Consider the following 22,340-nt stretch of genomic DNA (forward strand, 5'->3'; position numbering starts at 1 on the left):
CATCGGGACCATACGAGCGCCCCAAGCACAGTCGCTGCCGGGGACCGAGATCAGCCTGAGGGGTTCAGCCGTGACCGAAGCCGTTTCCTTTCCACAGGACCGTTCCTGCCCTTACCACCCGCCCACCGGGCACCGGCCGTTGGCGGAGGCCGGGCCGATCACCCGCGCCAAGCTCTACGACGGTCGCGAGGTGTGGATCGTGACGGGCCACGCCGAAGCGCGGCAGCTACTGACCGACGAGCGCCTGTCGTCGGTCCGGGAGAACCCCGCCTTCCCGGTGACCTCGGAGCGCTTCGAGGCCATCCCACTCGAGCAGCGCAGCACCCCGTTGCTGGGCACGGACGGCACGAAGCACCACGCCCAGCGCCGTATGCTGCTCCCCAGGTTCACCAACAAGCGCGTCGCCGAGCTGCGCCCACGCATCCAGCAGGTCGTGGACGAGCTGCTGGACGACATGATCGAGAAGGGTCGGACCGCCGATCTGGCCACTGACTTCGCGCTTCCGCTGTCGTCGAACGTGATCTGCGCGCTCCTCGGCGTGCCCTACTCCGACCACGCCTTCTTCGAGAAGCAGTCCTCGCTGCTGCTGCGGGCCACTACGGGCGAGGAGTCCGCGGCCGCCGCCGTCCAGCTCATGACCTACATGGGCGAGCTCGTCGCCCGTAAGGAACAGGAGCCGGGTGACGACCTGTTGGACACCCTGGTCGAACACCTGCGAGCCGGTGAACTGGAACGCCAGGAACTGGTGAGCCTGGCTATCTTCATGCTCATCGCGGGACACGAGTCGACCGCCAACATGATCACGCTGGGCACTCTGACGTTGCTGGAGCACCCGGAGCAGTTCGCCGCGCTGCGGGCGGACGAGTCGCTGTACCCGGGCGCGGTGGACGAACTCCTGCGGTTCCTGGCCATCGTGGAGGGTCTGGCCCGGGTGGCCACCGAGGAGATCGAGATAGGCGAGGTGGTCATCCGCCCCGACGAAGCGGTGCTCTTCGCCACCTCCCTGATCAACCGGGACCCCGCCGTGTACCCGGATCCCGACGAACTGGACCTGACCCGCTCAGCGCGTCAGCACGTCACCTTCGGCTACGGCATCCACCTCTGCCTCGGGCACAACCTCGGGCGGGTCGAGATGGAGGTCGCGCTGCGAACCCTGTTCACCCGCCTCCCTGACCTGCACCTGGCCACCCCGGTCGACCAGTTGACGTTCTCGTCGGGGGACACGATCCAGGGGCCGGTCTCCCTCCCGGTCGCATGGTGAACCAGGCGGGCGGCGCGGCGTTTCGCCAGCGGCCCGGCGGCGGTACGTCCCAGAGCGGGACGAACCCGGCCGTGACAAGGTCGCGCAGGCGGTGTCGAGTTGCCCGTGTGGCCGTCCAACGCCGCGCCCCACGCACTGGGCGTCGGCCCGTTCCGTGATCGCTCGGTTGTGCCGCGTGCCCCCGGACACTCGGGATAGATTGCGGTAGCGCTCCGCTTCCGCCGCGGGGGGAGAGAGGCGAAGGGCTCACCGTCGTCGTCGAGCCGTGTCCGCTGAAGCGGATCAAAGCGACCGACATCGAGCATCGGACGTACCGCCGCGCTGCCCACTCGCGCCCCGAGCCGGTTCGTGCGGTGCCGTACGCGCTACGTCACCGACCCACGGACCCGCGAGCGGGATACGAGCTGCCAGTCACTCGCTGGCTGACCGCCCGAGGGCGTCGTGAACGTGAAGAATCCACACTGGAGGGGCAAGTGAAAGACGAAGTCGTGACCCACGCGACCACCCGGGTGGTCGAAGTGCCCGAGCTGACGAAGCCGGTCGCGCTCATCACCCTGGACAACGGGCTCGACCCCACCAAGCCCAACACCTTCGGCCGCGAGGGTCTCAGCAGCCTCGACGCGGCGTTCGACGCGGCACTGGCGACCGGCCCGGCAGCGATCGCGGTGACCGGCAAGCCCTCCTCCTTCTCCGTCGGTGCCGACCTGGCCGCGATCGGAATGGACCGGGACACCACGCTGACCATCGGCAAGCGCGGCCACGACGCGTTTCGCCGCTTCACCGACTCCGCGATTCCCACGTTCGCGCTCGTCAACGGAGTCGCTATCGGCGGCGGCCTGGAGCTCGCGCTGGCCTGCCACTACCGAGCGGTCGCCTCGGACGTCCCCGCGATCGGCTTCCCGGAGTGCGGCCTGGGACTCTTCCAGGGGTGGGGAGGCACGCAGCTGCTGCCGAATCTCGTCGGCGCGGACCACGCGGTCACCGTGATCATCGAGAACGCCCTGAACAACAAGCTACTCCAACCACCGGAGGCCCTCGAACTGGGAATCGCTGACGTCCTGTTGGACCCCGCCGACTACCTCGACCAGTCACTGCGCTGGATCGCCGGCGTGGTCGACGGCGCGATAGAGGTGCCCCGTCCCGAGATGGACCGCGGCGCCGCCTGGGACGCGGCGATCGTACGGGCGCGCGGGATCGTCGAAGCCAGGACCCACGGCGCCTCGCCGGGGCCGGCGCGGGCCGTGGAACTGCTGGACTTCGCCCGACACAACGACCTGGACCGCGGCTACCCGGCCGAGTCCGAGGCCATGGCGGACGTGCTGCTGAGCGACGAACTGCGCGCCAGCCTCTACGCGATGACCCTGGTGCAGTTCCACGGCGTCCTGAGCCAGGACGCGCCCGACGGCGCCCCGGCGCGTCCGGTGAAGAGGCTCGGGATCGTCGGTGCGGGCCACGAGGCGTCCCAGCTGGCCCTGTTGGCCGTACGCCAGCTGGACATCCCGGTCGTGCTCACCGACCCCGACCAGGCACGCCTGGACGAGGCCGTGGGCCGCGTACGAGAAGAGGTCGAGACGCTACTCGACGATGAGCGGATCTCCCGGGACGAGGCCGACCGCGTCCGGTCACTGGTCTCCGGCTCACCGGACGACGAGGGGATCCGCGACGCGGACTTCGTCATCGAAACCGTGGACGAGGACCTCTCGGTGAAGCAGCGGGTTCTCGCGGAGGTGGAGGAACACGTGTCGGCCGAATGCGTGCTGGCGACCACCACCTCCGCCCTGTCGGTCACGGAGATCGCCGGCGAACTGCGGCACCCGGAGCGGCTCGTGGGCTTCCACTCCGCCAACCCCATCGCGGAGCTGCCGCTGCTGGAGGTCATCCGGGCGGACCGGACCGACGACGCCACGGTGGCCACGGCTGAGGCGTTGGGCGACGGCCTGGGGAAGTCCTGTGTACGGGTCTCCGGCGCGCCCGCCTCCGTGCTCCACCGGGTGCTGGCCCGCTTCCTGGGGGAGGTCGTGGCGACCCTGGACGAGGGCACGCCGTTCGAGGTGGCGGACCACGCGCTGGACTCGCTGGGCCTGTCGATGTCCCCGCTGGACCTGCTGCAGCTCATCGGCCCCCCGGTGGCGCTGCGCGTCACCGAGTCGCTGCACGGGTGCTTCCCCGACCGGTTCGCCGTGAGCGCCAACCTCCAACGACTCGTCGAGGCGGACAGGACCTCCGTGTGGCTCCGCGACGCCGAGGGCAACAAGACCCTCGACCCCGAGGTCGCGGCACTGTGGCGGACGGACTCGTCGCCCTCCACCTCAGCGGACGTACTGGACCGGGCGACGGCCGCTCTCGCCGACGAGATCCGGCGGCTGCTGGACGAGGGCGTGGTGGCCGAGCCGCAGGACGTCGACCGCTGCCTGATTCTGGGCGTCGGCTGGCCGTTCTGGCTCGGCGGGATCACACCGTACCTCGACCGGGCCGGCGTGTCGGAGCGGGTGACCGGCAGGAGGTTCCTGCCGCAGGGCGTCGCCAACGTTCCCGCGAACTAGTCCCGTTCCGGTCGGCGGCGTGGGCCGCTGCTGGCTCCCCTAGCACGCCCGCGCCGTCCGCCGGGCGCCCGCCGGCTCCGCGGCCGCTCCGCGGGCAGGTGACCGCCCGGCTCCGGAGCGGCCGGTTGACCATGACGTACGAGGTGCCGGGAGTCCGTCCGAGCTCATCACCGGTCGACGAGGCCGAGGCAGCCGGTCACGGCCGCCCGGCCCCTCCGCGAGGCCGGCACCACGGGGCGCCGGGTCACCCGACCGCTCCCAGCTCGGCACGCTGTTGCAGCGGCTTCCACCAGTCCTGGTTCTCGCGGTACCAGTCGACGGTCTCGGCGAGGCCGGTGACGAAGTCCTTACGCGGCCGGTAGCCCAGCTCCAGGGTGATCTTGGTGCAGTCGACCGAGTAACGACGGTCGTGGCCCTGGCGGTCAGTGACGTACTCCACCGAGTCCCAGTCCGCCTCGCACGCCTCCAGCAGCAGCGAGGTCAGTTCCTTGTTGGTGAGTTCGGTGCCGCCGCCGATGTTGTAGACCTCGCCCGGACGGCCCTTCGCGCGGACCAGCTCGATGCCCTGGACGTGATCGTCGATGTGCAGCCAGTCGCGGACGTTGAGCCCGTCGCCGTACAGCGGGACCGTCCGTCCCTGCATCAGCCGGGTGATGAACAGCGGGATCAGCTTCTCGGGGAAGTGGTGATGGCCGTAGTTGTTGGAACAGCGGGTCACCCGTACGTCGAGACCGTGGGTGCGGTGGTAGGCGAGGGCGACGAGGTCGGCGGACGCCTTCGAGGCCGCGTAGGGCGAGTTGGGCGACAGCGGGTGGGACTCCGGCCAGGAGCCGTGCGGTATGGAGCCGTACACCTCGTCCGTGGAGATGTGGACGAAGACGCCCCGGCCGTCGCCGTGGTGGCGCAGAGCCGCGTCGAGCAGGACCTGCGTCCCGCTGACGTTCGTCCGTACGAACTCGGCGGCGCCCCGTATCGACCGGTCCACGTGTGACTCCGCGGCGAAGTGCACGATCTGGTCGTGCTCGGCGACCAGTTGATCCACGACCTCGGCGTCGCAGACGTCACCCTTGACGAGGGAGAAACCGGGGTGTGCGCGCACCGGGTCGAGATTGGCCGGGTTGCCCGCGTAGGTCAGCTTGTCGAGCACGGTGACCCGCGCTCCGTCGGGCCCGTCCGGGCCGAGCAGGGTGCGGACGTAGTGCGAGCCGATGAAGCCGGCACCACCGGTGACAAGAATCCTGTTGGTGTTCACGACGAGATACGCACCTTGCTGTGGTCGCCGAGAACCAGCCGATGGGCCGCCCGTACGCCGGTGGCGGGGGTGACTTCCGCCTTCTGCCCGATCAACGAGCCCTCGATCCGGCGGACCCCCCGGACCGTGCACTCCGCCAGGATGATGGAGAACTCTATCTCGCTGGACTCGATCCGACAGTCCGGGGCTATCGAGGTGGAGGGGCCGACGTAGGAATCGACGACCAGCGTGTTCGCGCCGATCACGGCCGGTCCCACGATCCGCGAGCCCCGGATCTCGGCGCCGGCTTCGATCGTGACCTGGCCGATGATCTCGCTGTCCGCGTCGACCCAGCCGTCGACACGGCCCCCGACCCGTTCCAGTACGGCCCGGTTGACCTCGAGCATGTCGATGACGTTCCCGGTGTCCTTCCAGTAACCGGAGATGGTCGTGGACCGGACGTCACACCGGTGGTCGATGAGCCACTGCAGGGCGTCCGTGATCTCCAACTCGCCGCGCGCGGACGGTTCGATCCCGCGCACGGCCTCGTGCACGGCCGGAGTCAGAAGGAACGCGCCGACCAGCGCCAGATCACTGCGCGGGACGGCCGGCTTCTCCTCCAGGTTCACCACCTTGCCCGAGACGTCGAGTTCGGCGACGCCGAAGGCGCTGGGGTCGGGCACCTTGGTGAGCAGGATCTGCGCGTCCGGACGGCTGCTCCGGAACTCGTCCACGAGATCCGCGATGCCGCCGACGATGAAGTTGTCCCCGAGGTACATGACGAAGTCCTCGTCACCAAGGAACTCCCTGGCGATCAGGACGGCGTGGGCGAGGCCGAGGGGCGCCGACTGCCGGATGTAGGTGATGTCGAGACCGAAGGCGGAGCCGTCACCGACCGCCCGTTCGATCTCGGAGGCCGTGTCGCCGACGACGATGCCGACGTCGGTGATGCCTGCCTCCGCGATGGCCTCCAGTCCGTAGAAGAGGACGGGCTTGTTCGCCACGAGGACGAGCTGCTTGGCACAAGTGTGGGTGATAGGCCGCAGGCGGGTCCCAGCCCCACCGGACAGTACGAGAGCCTTCATGCCGGCGCAGTCTAGGTGTTGCGGACCGGGCGGGGCGATCAGCCCCTGGAGACGGGCCCGGGGCATGCGCGCGCCCGGGCCCGTCCGACCGACTCGGTGTCAGCCGACCGGACGCCGCGTCAGGCCAGTGACGGACAACGTCAGCCAGTGACCCACCCGTGCTCACGCCCGGGCCCGGGTCGCTGCTCGCTCAACCTCAGCCCGGCGCCATCCGGCTGAGGGCCTCCCACGCCTCGTACTGCTCGGCACGGGCCTTGTGCATCTCCTGGACCTGGTCGTACGACCGGTCGCCCACGATCAGGCGGCGCGGCGGGTCCGCCAGCTCAACCAGCTTCATGAGGACGGGAGGCACGGTGCTGGGGTCCGGGGCCACCTCGTCGCCCCACATCTCGGCCATCCGGGCACGCAACGCCTCGTACGCCGGGTCGGGCTCGGTCATCGTGACGCCCGCGGTGAACAGACCCGTGTCATAGCCGCCCATCTGCAGCACGGTGACCTTCACCCCGAACGGCTCGGCCTCCATCGCCACCGCCTCGCTGACGGAGTCGAGCGCCGCCTTCCCCGCCCCGTACAGCCCGACGGACGCCATACCACCCACGGTCATCGACGTGACCTGAAGCAGGTGTCCGAAGCCCTGCGCACGGAGATGCGGGAGCACGGCCTGGGTCACCCACACCGCACCGAGGAAGTTGACGTCGAGATGGGCCCTGATCTGCTCCTCCGTGGCTTCCTCCAGCATGCCGTACAGCAGGCCGCCGGCGTTGTTGACCACGACGTCCAACTGCCCGAGCGTCGCGAGTGCTTGCTCGACTCCCGCGAACACCGCTCGGCGATCGGACACGTCCAGAGGAAGCCGTACGAGATCGTCCGGATACTCGTCAGCCAGCCCGGCGAGTGGCTCAACGTCCCGAGCGACCGCGACCACCCGGTCTCCGTTGGACAACGCGGCCTCAACCAGCGCACGGCCCAGGCCACGAGAGCCGCCCGTGATGAACCAACACCTGCCACCCGCCACGGAATTCACTCCTTCACTCCAGAACGACACCGGAACCCCGCCCCGCCACGACCGGACGGAGCAACCCGGCTCGGCACAGACGCTAGACCAACGCCCGAGCCCGTACCAAGGAGTTGGGCCAGCTGGCAGGATCAGCACGCTGGTCGGACACGTGAGGTCGGCCCGCGGACGGCCGAGGGTACTCCCCTGCCCCTGCACCACAGACCTGCCCGGCACCACAGACGTCACCGAAGAGAAGCACCGCGAATGGTCACCGTTTCGGCGGCGAGGTCGACGTCCACGTTGCTGACGCGGGGGCCGCGGAGAGGTCCTCGGTGAAGCTGCCGACGCAGTGCCACAGCTCACACCGGTGACGTGAGCACGGAGGGTTCCCGCGGGTGGCTGTCCGCGGGAACCCTCCCTTACTGCCTGCCGGTGAGCGGTGAGAAGACGATCACGAGCAGGACACTCGCGCGCTACTCCGTCACGGGGCGAGCAGCAGGTTGTCACCGCGCTGCTTCGCCGCGGTGTAGCGCTTGGCCACGTCCTGCCAGTTGACGACCTTCCACATGGCTTCGATGAAGTCGACTTTCTGGTTCTTGTACTGCAGGTAGAAAGCGTGCTCCCAGGCGTCGAAGACCAGGATCGGGGTCGAGCCCTGGCCGACGTTGCCCTGGTGGTCGTAGATCTGCTCGACGATGAGGCGGCCGGTGACCGGCTCGTACGCGAGCACGCCCCAGCCCGAACCCTGGGTGGTGGCCGAGGCCTTCGTCATCTGCGCCTTGAACTTCGCGAACGAGCCGAAGGACTCCGCGATGGCGTCCGCCAGCTCGCCCGTGCCGTCCTTCTCCAGCGGCTCGCCACCGCCGTCGCCGGACATGTTGTGCCAGTAGATGCTGTGCAGGATGTGACCGGACAGGTGAAACGCCAGGTTTTTCTCCAGTCCGTTGATCGAGCCCCAGGAGTCCTTGTCCCGGGCCTCTTCCAGCTGTTCGAGGGTGTCGTTGGCACCCTTCACGTACGCCGCGTGGTGCTTGTCGTGGTGCAGCTCGATGATCTCGGGACTGATGACCGGGGCCAGCTCCGCGTAGTCGTACGGAAGCTCCGGAAGTGTGTAAAGCGCCATGTTCAACGTCCTCCGACCTCTATTGCGAATGCCATGCACCTGCAAGCTAACAGTTGGAGAGGATGACTTGTGGTCATGCCTTGGCCCTGAGGGTTCCTTCAGAATGATCTTGTGTGGCACGGTGGGAGTGTGTAACTGACCGCGTGTGCGGGGTGTTGGTGGCACGGACGAAGCCATGGGAGGTCAGTGACGAGTTGTGGGCGGTGCTCGAGTCGTTACTTCCGAAGCCGCAGCGGCGGTTCCGACCTCCGGGCCGTAAGCGGATCGATGACCGCAGGACGCACCTCAGGGGGTCCTGTTCGTGCTCTACACCGGTATTCAGTGGGAGTACCCGCCACGGGAGCTGGGCTGTGGATCGGGTCCGACGTGCTGGCGTCGGCTGGCGCAGTAAGCAGGAGGCGGGACTGTGGGAGGAGTTGCAGCAGGTACTGCTGGCCCGGCTGCGGACGGCGGACCGGCTGGACTCTCCCGCGCGACCGTGGACGCCTCGCACGTGCAGGCCAAGCGGGGGCGAAGCCGCCCAAAACTCGGACCGAGTCCGGTTGACCCGGGGACGGCCGGGCTCGAAGCGTCATGTCCTCACTGACGGGCACGGGACACCGCTACGGGTGTCGCTGACCGGCGGAAACCGCAACGACGTCACCCAGGTGCTGCCCCTGTTCGACACCGCCTCGGCGGTGGGCGGCAAGCGAGGCCGTCCACGCCGCGAGCCCGGGGCGGGTGTGTGCCAACCCGCGCCTACGACCACGGATATCTATCGGCGTCGACTGCGCGAGCACGACATCACCCCCGCCTCGCCGCCGCGGCACAGAACACGATTCCGGCCTGGGCCGCACCCGCTGGGTCGCCGAAGCGGCCCTCTCCTGGCGGCACGGACCCCGATGCCTGCGCATCCGCTGGGAGACCCGCGACGACATCCCATGACAGCTTCCTCCAACTCGCCCACCGCATGACCCACGCCCGCAAGATCCCAGCATTCTGAAAGGACCCCTGAGGCAAAGCCTGTTCACAGTGGCCGCGGCCTACTTCTCCACTGCGGCCTGGTCCTGTGTGGACGCACGACAACTCGACCGGGCGCAGGAACATTTGAATGAGGGACTGAGACTGGCAGGGATGTCGCAAGACCCAGCGGCACAGATACGGGTTTGGAACTCCACTTTTATGCTGGCGCACCAACGACAACTAACCGCGCCATGGCCACAGCGCACCTCGTCGTCGCCCAGCTTCACCAAGGCGCGATCGAACAGAGCTGCGCTACCACAGCCGACATCTTCGATCGGCGGGCTACCCGCCAAGGCCGCGTTCCCTCACACATGGGCCCGTACGCCCAGCACGGTCACCAACCCAAGCGAGATCGCCGCGTTGACCTCGACACCTGTCGGAGCGTAGAGCCCTCAGCACCTCACCAACTAACCCGGCTACACGTGCCCAAGTGTTAGAGTTGTGCCAAGATTGACTCTTAAGACTCTATTCTTGCCTCTGGCAATCATCGCAACATAGGCAGGTCCAGGCCGCACGCAGGTCTGGGCTCCGGAACCACCCGGAGCCCAGACACGTTGCGTGTGCCCAGGGCGAGGTCCGGCCGACTTGTACCCGGTCGGACCCGCCTTGCGGCGGTCTCGACTCAGCCCGGCCCACCTAGCCCCATCACGCGGGACTCATCCCGCGAGAGCCTCCACGCACCCGGCAACAGCGGAAACTGCGACCAGAAGCGCAAGCATCAGTTCGAATCGCTGCGTTCGCGTGAAACGACTGCGCTGCGGCTCCTCGCCCTCTTGTGTTGCCATACCTGACCTGACCCCTTCCTGCGTTGGTTTGCTCGCTGATGCGAGCCGCCCCTTTTGAGGCGGTGCTTGGGCAAGTCGGGGTCAAGTCAGGTACGACCTTACCGGACTTGATCGGCATAGAACTGCCACAACTTGTAGCAGTTCACCCCCACTTAGTCGCCACTTCCAACTGGGGCACGTTCGAGGAACTGAGCCACGAGAACGGCGACAAGAGGGTAGCCGTGTCGCTCTGAACCGTCGAAATCCCCACGTTGATTACATGCAAGGGCAATTTGCCCTATTTTACGTGAGTTTGACAAGCATCAAGTTGCTACCGTTTAGCATTCCTGATGGACATTCGCAATAGCTCCTCTTCCCCACTTTGTCACCACTTCTAAGTGGAACAGGTTCGAAGCTCCTCAACCAAAAACTGAAAAGGGGTGATGCCGTATCGCGCTGACCATTGGCGAGTTGGTCGGGTACATCAACCTGGACGCCTCGGGTGCGCGGCGCGGTGTGGCTCGTACGCAGAACGCGATGCAGGGGTTGCAGCGGTCGACCGATGGGCGGCTGCGGGATATGCGGGGCCGGTTCGTGGCGGAATCCGCCGCGATGGGCATCGCGTTGGGTGAGGCTGTCAGTGGGGGCGCGGACCGCGCGGGCGTGAGTCTGGGCAGCGTGGTGAAGGCGTCCATGACCGCGCTGTCCGCTGGAACGCTCGTCGCGGGCGGGGCGCTGGCGGCGTTGCCCGCGGCGTTCGCGGGGATCGGCATCGCCGCCGGAAACCGGCCTCACGTGAGGCCGACCCGCGGAACTCCGAAACCGCCAGCGAACCCGATGGCCTCACATGGGCCTCACATGAGGGTGCGAAGATCCTTGAGTTCCGACCCCGGAGGGTCAGCGCATAAGAGAAAGCCCAGGTCACGGGCTAGGTGACCTGGGCTTCGTCGGAGCCGCCTGGGGGAGTCGAACCCCCGACCTACGCATTACGAGTTGTCCGATCTTGGTCCGTCAGCGTCCGCGAGTATCCACCACGAGATTCGCGCTGCTGGTCACAAGACTTGCTGGACATTTATGGACGGCAACGAACCGTCACGAACCACAAGCCGACTGAGACCGCTACTGAGACCGTAAAGCAGCACGCCGGACGTAGTCCTGACAGTCACGTCGGCGACAAGACTCTGCAGCCCCTATGCTTCTTGCGTGAGCAGCAGCGACAAACGAACTCAGACAGTTAAAACATGGCAAAGTCGCTGCTAAGTTGCAGGTCAGAAAGGGTGCTCCCCGCCCATGCGGGGGTGTTCCGATGTCCGGTACCAGACGATCCGGAATGTCCTCGTGCTCCCCGCCCATGCGGGGGTGTTCCACGACCACACCTTCACCTCTAGTTGTGCTGTCTCGTGAGGTTGGTGCCACGGTCGCGGTTACTGCGCGGTCGTGGTCGCCTCGCGAGTGACGGCGGCCTGCCCGGCTGAAGCCGGGCGTGGGGGGAGTTCGTCGGTGTCGCCGACGAGCCAGGACAGGAAGCCAAGGATGTGGGCGTTCATGTCCGATCCGACGTCGGCCACGGCCGTCTTGGCTCGCTCGTGGAGGTCGGGATCGGGGCGGTAGACCGCTGCGGGATTCCTGTGTCGGCTGGGCATGAAAACAGCGTGTCACGGTCGCTAGCCACCCGTCCATCCCGTCAGTAGACTGAGGTGGCTAGCCACCTTGATCAGGGGGATAAGCGCATGAGGTTCTTCCTCGGTACTCATCAGCCGCACTGGCTGCGGCTCACGACCGCGCCGCTGTTCATCTCCGACCGGCGGCTGCGCGAATACAAGACCCTTCCGACCGCCCGCGGGACGTGGGCGCTGGACTCGGGGGGATTCACCGAACTCCAGCAGTACGGGCGGTGGGAGACCTCCCCGCGTGAGTACGCGGACCGGGTGCGCCGGTACCGGGACGAGATCGGTGGCCTGCTGTGGGCAGCCCCGCAAGACTGGATGTGCGAATCCGTCGTCATCCAGGGCGGAGCTGGCTTTGTCGGTACCGGTCTCAGCGTCACCGAGCACCAGAAACGCACCGTGGAGAACGGACTGCACCTGCGGGCGATAGCCCCTGACCTGCCCTTCATCTACGTACTGCAAGGCAACCTCACAGAGGACTACCTGGCTTGCGCTCAGATGTACCGGGAGGCCGGGGCAGACCTTGCATCGGAGGCGACGGTGGGTATCGGCAGCGTCTGCCGGCGCCAGGGCACACTCGAAGCGGCCGAGATCATCACCGCCGTACGTGAGGCGGTGCCGGGAATCCGGCTCCACGGGTTCGGCATCAAGACCTCCGGCTTGGGCGCCTACGGCAGGCAGTTGACGTCCTCGGACTCCATGGCCTGGTCCTACGACGCCCGCCGCAAGCGCTTCGCGCTGCCCGGCTGCGAGACCAAACACAAGAACTGCGCGAACTGCCCCCGTTTTGCCTTCCGTTGGCGTGAGCGGGTGCTGACCTCCCTGGCCCGCCACTCCACCCGCATCCATCTCTCGACGTCTCCCGGAAAGGGGACCCAGATGTCCAGAAAACTGGACAGTCGTGCGCAGGGTCGCGCCCGTCTGACGCTCTCGGCGTTCCGCGATGAAGCCGCCCGCTTGGAACGCGATACGACCATCCGGCGCGAGCACCGGGCCGGGATGTCGGTGCGGCAGATCGCCGATCTCGTCGCGCTGTCACCTGCCCGCGTCGGGCAGGTCATCGCCGAACCCGAGCCGGACGGCGGTCTCCTGAAGTGCCTGCGGGAGTTGCGGCAGCGGTGGGGCGTGGATGAGGACCCGGCCACCAGCGCCGCAGCCGATCAGATCATCGCGCACCTGGCCGCCGACGACCTCATCGACCACGGCGCCGACTCAGACGTCAGCGCGATTGTCAGTGCCGGCGTGCAGGATGAAGAGTCCGACAGCGAGACGCTGTCACTGTTCGACGTCGCATAGACCCGGAGGGGAGGGAGCGCACGGTGCAGCACATCGTCCGCGTGACCCTCCCCGCTCTCGCTGTGTCGATGGCTGCCGCCTGTGCGGACAGCCATGGCCGGGCACCGCAATGCACCGTTGACGCCGGAAGGGCGTCTGCGCCTATGCCTGCGCGTTGACGCCGGACGCCCACTCGCGCACGTCGCCTCGGAGGCTGGGATCTCCCGCCGCTGTCTGGCCAAGTGGTACGCCCGCTGGCTCTCCCACGGCGAGGACGGGCTCCACGACCGCACCTCACGTCCCGCCGCCAGCCCCGCCCGAACTCCCGGCGACGTCGCTGACCTGGTCGAGGCGCTACGGCGGCAGACCAAGCACGGCCCGGTCCGACTAGCCGCCGACCTGAAGCGACTGCACGACGTCACGCTGGCGCCGGCCACCATCCACCGCATCCTGACCCGCCGCGGGCTGAACCGATTACGCGACCTCGACCCACCCACCGGCGAGCCATTACAGCAGGTCATCCGCTACGAACATGACCAGCCAGGCGACATGATCCACGTCGACGTCAAGAAACTCGGCCGCATACCAACTGGCGGCGGCTGGCGAATACACGGCATCGGCACCCACGCTGCCCGTGCTTCCAAACGCGCCGGTCCTGGCACCGGCCGCGTCGGATACGTCTACCTCCACACCGCGCTGGACGACCACTCCCGGCTCGCCTACACCGAGTCCCTCGAAGACGAACGTGCCGCCTCCGCGGCCGCGTTCTGGCGCCGCGCGGTGGCCTTCTTCACCGAACACGACGTCACCCCGATCCACCGCGTGCTCACAGACAACGGCGCCTGCTACCGCTCCCGCACCTGGGCTGCTGCGCTCGCCGAGACCTGCACGCGACACAAGCGCACCCGGCCCTACACCCCGCGCACCAACGGGAAGGTCGAGAGGTTCCACTCGACGCTGGCCCGCGAGTGGGCATACGTACGCGCCTACACCTCCGAGCGCGACCGCCAAGCCGCACTGGCGGACTTCCTCAACTACTACAACCACGAACGCCCGCACACCGCGCTTGGCGGCCAGCCGCCGGTCAGCCGGACCGCCAGCAGCGACTACCGCATCACCTTCGGCCACCCACCCGAGCCCATGGACGTCTTCCCGCGGCAACTCGCGCTCGACGACTTCGTGGAACCAACGTCCTGAGACACCACATCTAGTGTCCCCGCACGTGCTCCCCGCCCATGCGGGGGTGTTCCGTACGTGCAACTGGCCGAAGATCTGCGGAGGGCGTGCTCCCCGCCCATGCGGGGGTGTTCCGCGGTCGGAAACACGCTCTGACGACTGCTCTCAACCTCTTACGCGGCTGGCGGCGCACTGCTACTCGCCTGTGTCAATTCAAGTTGCATATCGGGATACATGACGACGGACGCGTCTCGCTGTGCCATCCAGCCGGAGAGACGATGCTCTGGCGCTTCTGTCCGTACGTGGGTGAAGCCCTCGCGCAGGTAGTAGTCCAGCAAGGCCGTGTTGGTGCGCCAGCAGTGGAGCCGCACCCAAGGAAGGCCACGGCTCCGGGCGACCGCGCCGACCCAATCGAGGATTCGACCGCCCAGTCCCTCACCGGCGACCTTCCGCTTTTCAGGCGGTCACTAGCCCGGGAGCTGGACCGGTCGTTCCGAAGTAGGGCCAGCATTGGTATGTGGGCGTACGCCCTTGTTCGCTGACTTTGATGTTGGCGTTGATGTCAGAGCTCCGTCTCATGTGAGTACGGCGCCCGGCTGCGGTGCCCAGTGTCTGCCGGGGTCAGCTGCTTGGCAGAAGGCGGCTTGTGAAGCCCGCGCTACACAGCCGTTCGTACGCCGCGAGCACATCGTCCGGGACCTTCTGACGGATCATGAACCCTTGGTCGGGATAGATGACGAGCCGCTGTAGCGCGCCGACCAGCATGTCGATCACCATGCGGGTGTCCCCGATGGAGTCCACATACTCCTGGAACTCCATCGGGGTAGACGCACTCACGATCTCAACTTCCGGCCAGAGCTTGCGTGCTGTGGCGTACGCGCGCCGCTCCTCGTACGGCTTACTGATCAGGAGCACGGAGGACACTTCGACGCCGGCCTGATCGAGGACTTCGCGTGTGAAGCGGATGTTCTCTCCCGTGTTCCGGGCGTTGGGCTCCGCGAGTACGACCGAACTGGGCACCCCGCGTTCGAGCGCCCGCTCCCGGTAGTGGACTGCTTCGCCTCGCGGCATCCGCGCCTCGGTGGTGCGGCTTGTCGCCCCGGTGAAGACAATCAGCGGGGCCATTCCGCGTTCGTACAGGTCAACGGCCGTGTCAGCCACGCCCAAGTCATGGCTGCCCAGACCGACCGCCACCGAGCACGGCCGTAGCTCATGGTGCATCCGGTGGTAGTCCCACAGCTGCCGAGCGTCGGCCCATGCCTGCGCGGAAATCACTTGCCTGTCCCCTCATCCGATGCCGAGTCGGGGACCTTGAAGTCGTACGCCCACGCGAAGCGCGAGGCAGCGTGCACGCCGATGGCGAACTCCACCACCGTGCCATCCGCTGTGAAGGTCGTCCGATGCAGCTCGACCACCCATTCCCCGGGAGACAGTTGCAGGAGCTTCGCCTCATCCGGCGTAGGCATCCGTGGGTCCAGTTCCTCCCGCATGTGGTCGATCTCGTATCCCGCGTCGTAGAGCACCCGGAAGCCACCTCCGCGACCAGCCGGGCCAGGGGACGGGTCAACGATCCGTGTCCCTTCCACGTGCTCCGGTCGGTAGTAGCTGGTCAGTGTGTGCGTCGGCTGCTGGCCTTCCTTGACCAGCCGCTCTCGGGCGTACACCTCGGCACCGGCAGGCAACCCATGGGCAGCCGCGACAGCCGGGGGCGCTTCCACGCGCTGGACGGATTGGGTTTGCTCACCACGGCGGTAGGCACGTCCCGACGCCACTCGGTCGGCAATGAACGCCACCTGGTCACCGTCGCGCCACTTGGCCTTGTCGTACCGCTCGATGCCGAGGCGCTTGAGTGGAGTCTGCGGGCGGACGACCGTGCCGTGGCCACGTGACGAGGTGACCAGCCCTTCCGCTTCCAATGTCTTGTACGCGGTGTGGACGGTCTGCTTGGAGCCCTTGCCCTCATTGACTAGCTCCCGAATCTCGGGCAACTGCTGGCCAGGCGTGTACTCGCCCGCCTTGATCTGTTCAGCCAGCTCGTCAGCCAGCTCTCGCCACTTCGGTGCCATGCCCAGCTCCTCTCGACACCTCAAGTGAAACACAGTCCTAGGACTGTTGACAGCATCGGGCTCAGTGGGCATAGTCATGTTCAGCCGACGCAGTCCTAGGACTGCGAGACAGTACGGGTGCCCGTTGGGCTTTCCTGCGCTGCGCGGTGAGGGGCCCGGGACAGAGCGGGCCGAGGCACCCCGGGGCCTTGTCATCCGGAGGGCTAGGCCGAAAGGCCATGTCTCCATACGCCTACACGGGACAAGGCGGCTCTACCTGATACGGGAGTCGTCGCCCCCGAAGGAGACGAACTAGCACGTCACACACCTTCCGCAGCGCTCCGTGTGCTGCGGCCGGTTGCCTCCCCCGCCCGTCTCGTACGGGCGGGGCGTGGGGAGCCGGGTTTCCCGACTTCAACGGCGCGGCCCCGGTGGTGCAACACCGGGGCCGCTTTCGGGCCGTTCCACTGTGAAGGGAGCACAACCCATGGAGCACATCGTCACTGTTCAGGAAGCTGTTACGGCGTTCGCACCGTGGATGGAGCCCACGGACGCGGAACTGAAGGAGATCGAGGCCGAGATGCCCGTCATCACGGCGGAGGTCGAGTTGCTGGACGCCCAGATCCTCGTGTTGGGCCGGCCGGTATCGGAGCTGGATGAGCGTCGTATTCGTCGTGCTCGCCGTCGGTTGTTGGCCGCTGTGTGTGAGCAGACCAACCAGGTGTCCGGGGTGGAGGAGTCGGCATGACGTACTCCTTGGATTCTTCGCTGACGGCCGCGCACGCGGATGTGAAGGCCGAGATCGCCCGCACGGACACGAAAGCCTCGCTGCTGTTCGCCTTCACCGGTGCGGTGTTGGCTGGCTTGGGAACGGTCGCCGCGAGTGTCCGCGTTCCATTGGCCGCGATGGTCCCGGGGGTGGCCGGGCTGACCGTGCTGGTGGCCGCGTGCACGGTGCTGCTGTCGGTGATTCGGCCCCGGCTGACGCCGTGTGAGGGGACGTTCCCGCACTGGGCCAGCTTGGATGCGGCCGGGGTGCGCGCGGACCTGGGCACGGACCGTCGGGCGGACGCGGTGACGGTGCTGGCCCGTATCGCGGTGGCCAAGCACAAGGGCGTCGCGCGGGCGGTCGACCTGACTCGTATCGCGGGCGGACTGTTCGCCGTAGCCGCAGCGATCACGGTCGTAGGGAGCGCGCTGTAGGAAGTCGTCCGGTCTCTGGTCGGGCCGAACGCGACAGACGGCTTTCTGAACGCCTGGCACCCCTTCCGCGTAGGGCGGAGACCCCCGGGGTCTGTCGGGCCGCGAGAACCCCCTTTGCGGCGCTGTGTGAGGGATGTTTCTGCCCTCGCGCGCACACGCGCACGCGTAGAGTCCTCTCCCCGCACCTCGCCTCAACCGGCAACTTCGCAGGTCACAAGCGGTTGCAGGGGGTCAACTGCCCACCGTGGTGCAACCGGTGGGCGCAACCCGTCATGAACGGTCGGGCCGGAGCCCCGCGCCAACGAAGTCTCCGGCCCGCATCCACGATCTTGGAGGAGCCTCGTGGACTACACAGCAGCATCGGACAAGATCAGCGCCGCCGCCAAGACGGCCCGTCGCTTCTCGACTGAAGGCATCAACCACACCTCGGCTGCCGTAGATGCGGCGGCCCCGCTGTGCGCTCCGTTCGCGGCCCGCTGGGACGCGGAGGACGACCGGCGTCGCCAACTGCGCACCCAGGAAAACCTCAAGGCGCTGCTGAAGGCGCAGAAGGAACACAACTCCGCACGGGTGCAAGCGTCTTCGGCACGGTCACAGCGGGCGCTGGCGCGTAGGAACGAGAAGAACCCGCTCTCGGCCGCGCGCCGCTCAGCCAAGCGGGCAGACAAGGCGGCATCCAAGCACGCGCGGCAGGCCAAGCAGGGGCTGTCAGCCGCGCGGAAGAACTACCCCGCCACGCTCACCTCAGTGGCGACCAAGGTTCATGCCGCGCACGCCAGCGCGGCCGGACTGTCCTCCTACGTGCTCTCGACCGAGCAAGACTGGACGATATGGCCGGCCTCGGTCTCCGCCGTGCTCATCGCGGCGAACATCGGTGGTCTGCTGCTGGGGCGCCGGAAGGTCACCGCCCCAATCACCGAGGACGTGAGCGCGGAAGAGCGGCAGCTGATGGAGCGGCTGGGCCCGTCGTACTGGGTCGAGCACGCCGACGCGCGCGGGTTGGCTGGGACGGTGACCACGCCGCCGGCCATCACCAGCGCCGGGATCGAGTGCGAGATCCGGCTGGATGGCCAGTGGACGGTCAAGAAGCTGCGGGTGGCTGCCGATTCGGTCCGCGCGCTGCTGGGTGCCCGCACCGGACTGCCGATGCTGGTCGCGTCCGCCTCGCGGGGCGGCTGGGCCGTGCTCCGGCTACGTACTCGCTCGGCGGCGCCCGATGGTGCGATCCCCTTCAAGCCTGGGGACGCGCTCGCGGTGGACATGGTCAACGGCACGGAGGTGGATGTGCCGCTGGGTCTGCGGATGCTGATCGCGGGCATGTCGGGCTCGGGTAAATCCACCGCGTCCCGCCCGCTGCTGCACAAGGCATCCGAGGGGCCGGAGAACGTGCTGGTCATCATCGACCTGAAGAAGGTCGAGGGGCGGTTGTGGGACCACCGGGCCCGCGTCGCCCACGACCCGGCCAGCGTCGTCGGCCTCGTGGACGAACTGGTCGAGGAACTGGACGAGCGCTTGGACGTGTTGCCCAAGGGGCAGGCCACTCTCGTGCCCACGGCCCAGCGGCCCCGCATCACGCTCGTGGTGGATGAGGGCGCCGAGGTCATGAGTTCGTGCACGACGGTGGAGACCACCGTCGGCTACACCGACAAGGGCAAAGCGATCACCGAGAAGCGTGACGCCCTGGAAGGTCTCGACTCCATTGCCCGCATGGGCCGCGCGGCGTGCATCGACCTGTGGTGGATGACGCAGTCCCCAACCTACGGCGACGGCGTCCCCCGGCAGATCGCCAAACAGCTCGGCACCCGCCTGGGCCTCGCGGTCGAGTCCCCGAGCGAGGCCCGGGTGGTCTTCGGGGAGTCGGCCCAAGACAAGGGCTGGAAGGCTGACGAACTGCCCATGCCCGGCGTCGCGATGCTGCGGGACGGGCAGCGTACGCCCGACCCGCTGAAGGTGCGGTACATGACCGACGACGAAGTCGTGAACCTACCCGCGACCACGATCTGGCACCGCAACAACACCGGGCCCCAGGAGTCCGTACCCGCACCAGAGACGGAGACCGCCCGGCCTGCTCTGCGACTGGTCAAGAACGAGAAGCCCGCGGCTGCCTCCCCGGTACAGGCCGAGCCGGTCAGCAACCGAAACCGCGTGCTGTCGGCCGTCGTCGAAGGTGCCCGCACCGGTCGGGACATCACCGACCGCACCGGGCTGAACAAGGGCACCGTCTCGCGCGAGGTGAAAGCGCTCATCTCGACGGGCGCTCTGGTCAAGTGCGAGGACGGGATGCTCACCACCGGGGAGGTAGCGGCCTGATGAGCGAGTCCATGACACCTCAGGAAGCCGAGCGCGAGGCACAGCGAATCATCGCTGAAGCATTCGAGGCTCCCGTCCCGGCATACACCTCGTTCCGTGACAACGCTCCGCCGGAGCCGACCGGAGCGGAGCCGGTCGCACAGCCCGATACCCGTGTCGTCCCGACGTGGGCCGTGGGCACGGCCGTTGCCTCGATCGGCCTGGGAGCCGGCTCGGTCGGAATCGGCTGCGCCATATGGCTGGCCGCTCAGGGCCTCGCCGCCATCACCCTGACCGGCGTACTGGCCGCCTTGGTGCCGTTCGTCGGCGTCGCCCTGGTCGTTCTCGCGGTCGGCGCCGCCCTCAACCGGGCGGGCAGCAGCAGCAGCAGCTCTACCCACGTCTACAACGCTCCGGTCGTCAAACACACCCAGGTCACGCCGCAGACGCGCGGGATGCTCTCCCGCTCCCGCACGGAGGTGCACTCATGAAGAAACCAAGCTTCAAGCGGCTGGTGACCGTCCTGCCAGCCGTCGCCATGACGGCCGTCTCCATGGTCCTGACGCTAGCCGTGGTCCTGATGTGGCTCGGGGAGTCGATTCCGTGGCCGGTCGCCCTGGTGGTTGGCCTCGGCCTCGATGGCGGCTGGCTGGCCACGCTCGCCTACGAGCGGCGGTTGGCCGCCCAAGGGGACCACAACACCACCGTGACGCGGACGGGCTGGGCCTTCGGCGCGGTAGCGACCCTCGTGCTGATCGCGCACGCGCTCGGGGAGGGCTCCCCCGGTGCCTGGCTGGCGGTCGCCTGGCTCCCTCTGGCGGCCAAAGCCTTGTGGCTGGTGCACGGCCTGTGGGAGCACACCGCGCTCACCCCGGACGCGTTGGACCAGATCCGCGACATCCAGCAAAGCGCCCGCGATGAAGCCGCAGTAGCACGTGCCCAGCTCCGGGCCGAGGCGGGCACAGAGCAAACCCGGCTGGAGGCCGTGACTGAGGCCGGCGCACGCGTCGCTGAGGCCCAAGCCGAGACAGCCGGCCGACTCGCCCAAGCATGGTCGACTGTGGAGGCAGCCCGGACCGGCACCGAAACCGCACGGGCGTTGACCTCCGTGACCACCCCAGTGGGCGGGACGCGGCCCCGGTGGGAACTGCCGCTGTGGGGACCGGTGGAGCCGGTGACCCTGGAACGCGTCGAAGAGGACACCAAGGTGACACCCCCCAACCACCATCCTCTCGGGCCGAAATCAGCGTCACCCCAGCTCACAGACGGGGGACAGCCGGAGTCCGCACCAGGAGAGACCACCAACGAGGTGGACACCGAGGGGAACACCGACACTGACCGGCTCTCCGCTTTCGAAGCGAAGAACCGCATCCGCGTCGCCTGGGTCATGGGCCAGTCCGTCACCGAGGCAGCCGAAGCCTCCACCCGCTCCCGCTCCTACGTCCACAAGGTCTACGCACAACTCGATGCCGAGCGCGGACCCCAACCCCTCAAGGGACAGACCACGATCGATGTGGAGGCCGCGTGATGGCACTCGCCTACCTGCTTTGCCTCACGATCAGTCTCGGCGTCCTAGCGGTGGCCCTCTACGGGCCCCGCCGGACCCCGACTCCGCAACCCTCTCCCCCGATGCCAGCACCCACCGCACCATCCACGGGCGTGGGAGCGGACATCCGCGTACTCCTCACCGCCGCCACCCAACTCGCCGCACGCCTCGAATCGGCGGCCTGACCGCACAGAGCGATCCCAACGAGTACGGCGGCCCCCTCACGCCAATGACCGGGGCCGCCGTCCATCCAGCACAACCCAATGAACTGGAGGTTACTCCATCATGACTCAACCCTTCCCGATCTGCTCAGCGCTGCTTTTGGCAGCCTCGGGTCTGCCGGTACTACCGCTCAGGGCCGCCAAGCTGCCGGTGGGCAACTGCTCGCGTTGCCGTGACAACGTGTGCGGTGGCCGGCCGAACATGAAGACCGCCGGCCCCTGCACCTGTCCGGAGCCCTGTCACGGCTGGGCGGCTGCCACCACCGACCCGCACACCATCAACTCACCAACATGGGCACGGGCGTGGCGCGTGGCGGCGGCGGTGGCCTACCACCCCGGCGGCGCCGGAATCACCGTCGTGGACCTGGACCACTCCGACGCCATCGGGTGGGCCCGCGCCACGCTGCCGCCCACCCGCACCGTGCCGACAACGCGCGGCCAACACTGGATCTACCGAGGCACCATGCTCTCCGCGAACGCTGTCCGGGACGGGGTCGACATCAAGTCCCGCATGTCCTACGCCCGCTGGATCAGCCCCGGCACCGGCCACCTGGTCGACCTGCCGGACGCCGTGCGTGCGCTGGCCGTGAAGCAGACCGCCACGCGCCAGCCGGCGCCGCAGACCATCCCCGTGCCGGCGCAGAGCGGGGGTGGGGAGTGCCGGCACCGCACGCCCGCCTACCTGGAACGCGGCATCACCATGGCCGAACAGCAGATCCGTGAGGCCGCAGGTGGGGTTCACGCGACGGTCTACCGCACTTTCCTCGCGGTGCTGAACGCGCACGGCCGGTGCGGCTGCCTCGCTCCCGAGCACGTCGAGCGGCTGTTCACCGCCGCCCACACCAAAGGTGAAACCGCCCGGCACTGCAACGAGGCGTGGACCAACGCCCGTACCAAGTTGGGGATGTAGCC

Annotated in this window: 15 protein-coding genes and 3 pseudogenes; 11 read left to right on the forward strand and 7 right to left on the reverse strand. The window is 67.8% G+C overall.

The features are described from left to right. Window positions 1-70: 70 nt before the first annotated feature. Entirely contained in the window at window positions 71-1,261 is a 1,191-nt protein-coding gene (locus tag AN216_RS23385) for a cytochrome P450 (protein ID WP_070198703.1), read from the forward strand. 473 nt (window positions 1,262-1,734) lie between these two features. After that, entirely contained in the window at window positions 1,735-3,804 is a 2,070-nt protein-coding gene (locus AN216_RS23390) for a 3-hydroxyacyl-CoA dehydrogenase NAD-binding domain-containing protein (RefSeq protein WP_244502621.1), read from the forward strand. Between the two features lie 244 nt (window positions 3,805-4,048). On the opposite strand, the gene rfbB is transcribed toward AN216_RS23390, so the two are convergent. From rfbB to AN216_RS23410, 4 genes are all read right to left on the reverse strand, one after another. Beyond that, on the reverse strand, window positions 4,049-5,056 hold the full coding sequence (gene rfbB / locus AN216_RS23395) for a dTDP-glucose 4,6-dehydratase (protein WP_070198704.1): 1,008 nt from the start codon (window positions 5,054-5,056) through the stop codon (window positions 4,049-4,051). After that, a complete protein-coding gene (locus tag AN216_RS23400; protein WP_070198752.1) occupies window positions 5,053-6,120 on the reverse strand; it encodes a glucose-1-phosphate thymidylyltransferase in 1,068 nt (355 codons plus the stop codon). Before AN216_RS23400 ends, rfbB begins: the two co-directional genes overlap by 4 nt. A 196-nt stretch (window positions 6,121-6,316) precedes the next feature. After that, window positions 6,317-7,135, reverse strand: a complete 819-nt coding sequence (locus AN216_RS23405) for an SDR family NAD(P)-dependent oxidoreductase (protein WP_070198705.1) — start codon at window positions 7,133-7,135, stop codon at window positions 6,317-6,319. Window positions 7,136-7,598: 463 nt separating this feature from the next. Continuing rightward, on the reverse strand, window positions 7,599-8,240 hold the full coding sequence (locus tag AN216_RS23410; protein ID WP_070198706.1) for a superoxide dismutase: 642 nt from the start codon (window positions 8,238-8,240) through the stop codon (window positions 7,599-7,601). Between the two features lie 158 nt (window positions 8,241-8,398). On the opposite strand from AN216_RS23410, the pseudogene AN216_RS27660 reads away from it, so the two are divergent. Further along, a pseudogene (locus AN216_RS27660) lies at window positions 8,399-9,222 on the forward strand (IS5 family transposase). A 2,208-nt stretch (window positions 9,223-11,430) separates the two neighbouring features. Here the strand turns inward: AN216_RS27660 and AN216_RS23415 are convergent. After that, window positions 11,431-11,649: a hypothetical protein gene (locus AN216_RS23415; RefSeq protein ID WP_070198707.1), complete on the reverse strand. Its 219-nt coding sequence runs from the start codon at window positions 11,647-11,649 to the stop codon at window positions 11,431-11,433. Between the two features lie 87 nt (window positions 11,650-11,736). Between AN216_RS23415 and AN216_RS29830 the strand changes: the two genes are divergently transcribed. Both AN216_RS29830 and AN216_RS23425 read left to right on the forward strand, forming a co-directional pair. Continuing rightward, window positions 11,737-12,969 (forward strand): deazapurine DNA modification protein DpdA family protein, encoded by a 1,233-nt coding sequence (locus tag AN216_RS29830; protein ID WP_070198708.1) that lies wholly within the window; start codon window positions 11,737-11,739, stop codon window positions 12,967-12,969. Between the two features lie 93 nt (window positions 12,970-13,062). Beyond that, a pseudogene (locus AN216_RS23425) lies at window positions 13,063-14,040 on the forward strand (IS481 family transposase); the annotation flags it as partial. 705 nt (window positions 14,041-14,745) lie between these two features. Here the strand turns inward: AN216_RS23425 and AN216_RS23430 are convergent. Beyond that, entirely contained in the window at window positions 14,746-15,399 is a 654-nt protein-coding gene (locus tag AN216_RS23430) for a YdcF family protein (protein ID WP_070198710.1), read from the reverse strand. Further along, window positions 15,396-16,190 carry a GntR family transcriptional regulator gene (locus AN216_RS23435; RefSeq protein ID WP_070198711.1) on the reverse strand — a complete coding sequence of 265 codons (795 nt, stop codon included), beginning with the start codon at window positions 16,188-16,190 and terminating at the stop codon, window positions 15,396-15,398. Before AN216_RS23435 ends, AN216_RS23430 begins: the two co-directional genes overlap by 4 nt. Window positions 16,191-16,656: 466 nt before the next feature. Here AN216_RS23435 and AN216_RS23440 point away from each other — a divergent pair, with 466 nt between their 5' ends. From AN216_RS23440 to AN216_RS23465, 6 genes and pseudogenes are all read left to right on the forward strand, one after another. Continuing rightward, window positions 16,657-16,917: a DUF6284 family protein gene (locus tag AN216_RS23440; RefSeq protein WP_070198712.1), complete on the forward strand. Its 261-nt coding sequence runs from the start codon at window positions 16,657-16,659 to the stop codon at window positions 16,915-16,917. Continuing rightward, the gene (locus AN216_RS23445) at window positions 16,914-17,372 is read left to right on the forward strand and encodes a Pycsar system effector family protein (protein WP_070198713.1); all 459 of its coding nucleotides are present in this window, start codon (window positions 16,914-16,916) and stop codon (window positions 17,370-17,372) included. The genes AN216_RS23440 and AN216_RS23445 overlap by 4 nt, the downstream gene beginning before the upstream one ends. A 342-nt stretch (window positions 17,373-17,714) precedes the next feature. Then, a complete protein-coding gene (locus AN216_RS23450; RefSeq protein ID WP_079166908.1) occupies window positions 17,715-19,682 on the forward strand; it encodes an FtsK/SpoIIIE domain-containing protein in 1,968 nt (655 codons plus the stop codon). Next, window positions 19,682-20,152 (forward strand): hypothetical protein, encoded by a 471-nt coding sequence (locus tag AN216_RS23455; RefSeq protein ID WP_070198714.1) that lies wholly within the window; start codon window positions 19,682-19,684, stop codon window positions 20,150-20,152. Before AN216_RS23450 ends, AN216_RS23455 begins: the two co-directional genes overlap by 1 nt. Further along, a pseudogene (locus tag AN216_RS23460) lies at window positions 20,149-20,874 on the forward strand (protein spdB); the annotation flags it as partial. The gene AN216_RS23455 and the pseudogene AN216_RS23460, both read left to right, overlap by 4 nt. Before the next feature lie 618 nt (window positions 20,875-21,492). Next, window positions 21,493-22,338 carry a bifunctional DNA primase/polymerase gene (locus AN216_RS23465; protein ID WP_070198715.1) on the forward strand — a complete coding sequence of 282 codons (846 nt, stop codon included), beginning with the start codon at window positions 21,493-21,495 and terminating at the stop codon, window positions 22,336-22,338. The last annotated feature ends 2 nt before the right edge of the window (window positions 22,339-22,340 follow it).

It is taken from the genome of Streptomyces oceani, assembly GCF_001751245.1.
GTDB lineage: Bacteria > Actinomycetota > Actinomycetes > Streptomycetales > Streptomycetaceae > Streptomyces > Streptomyces oceani.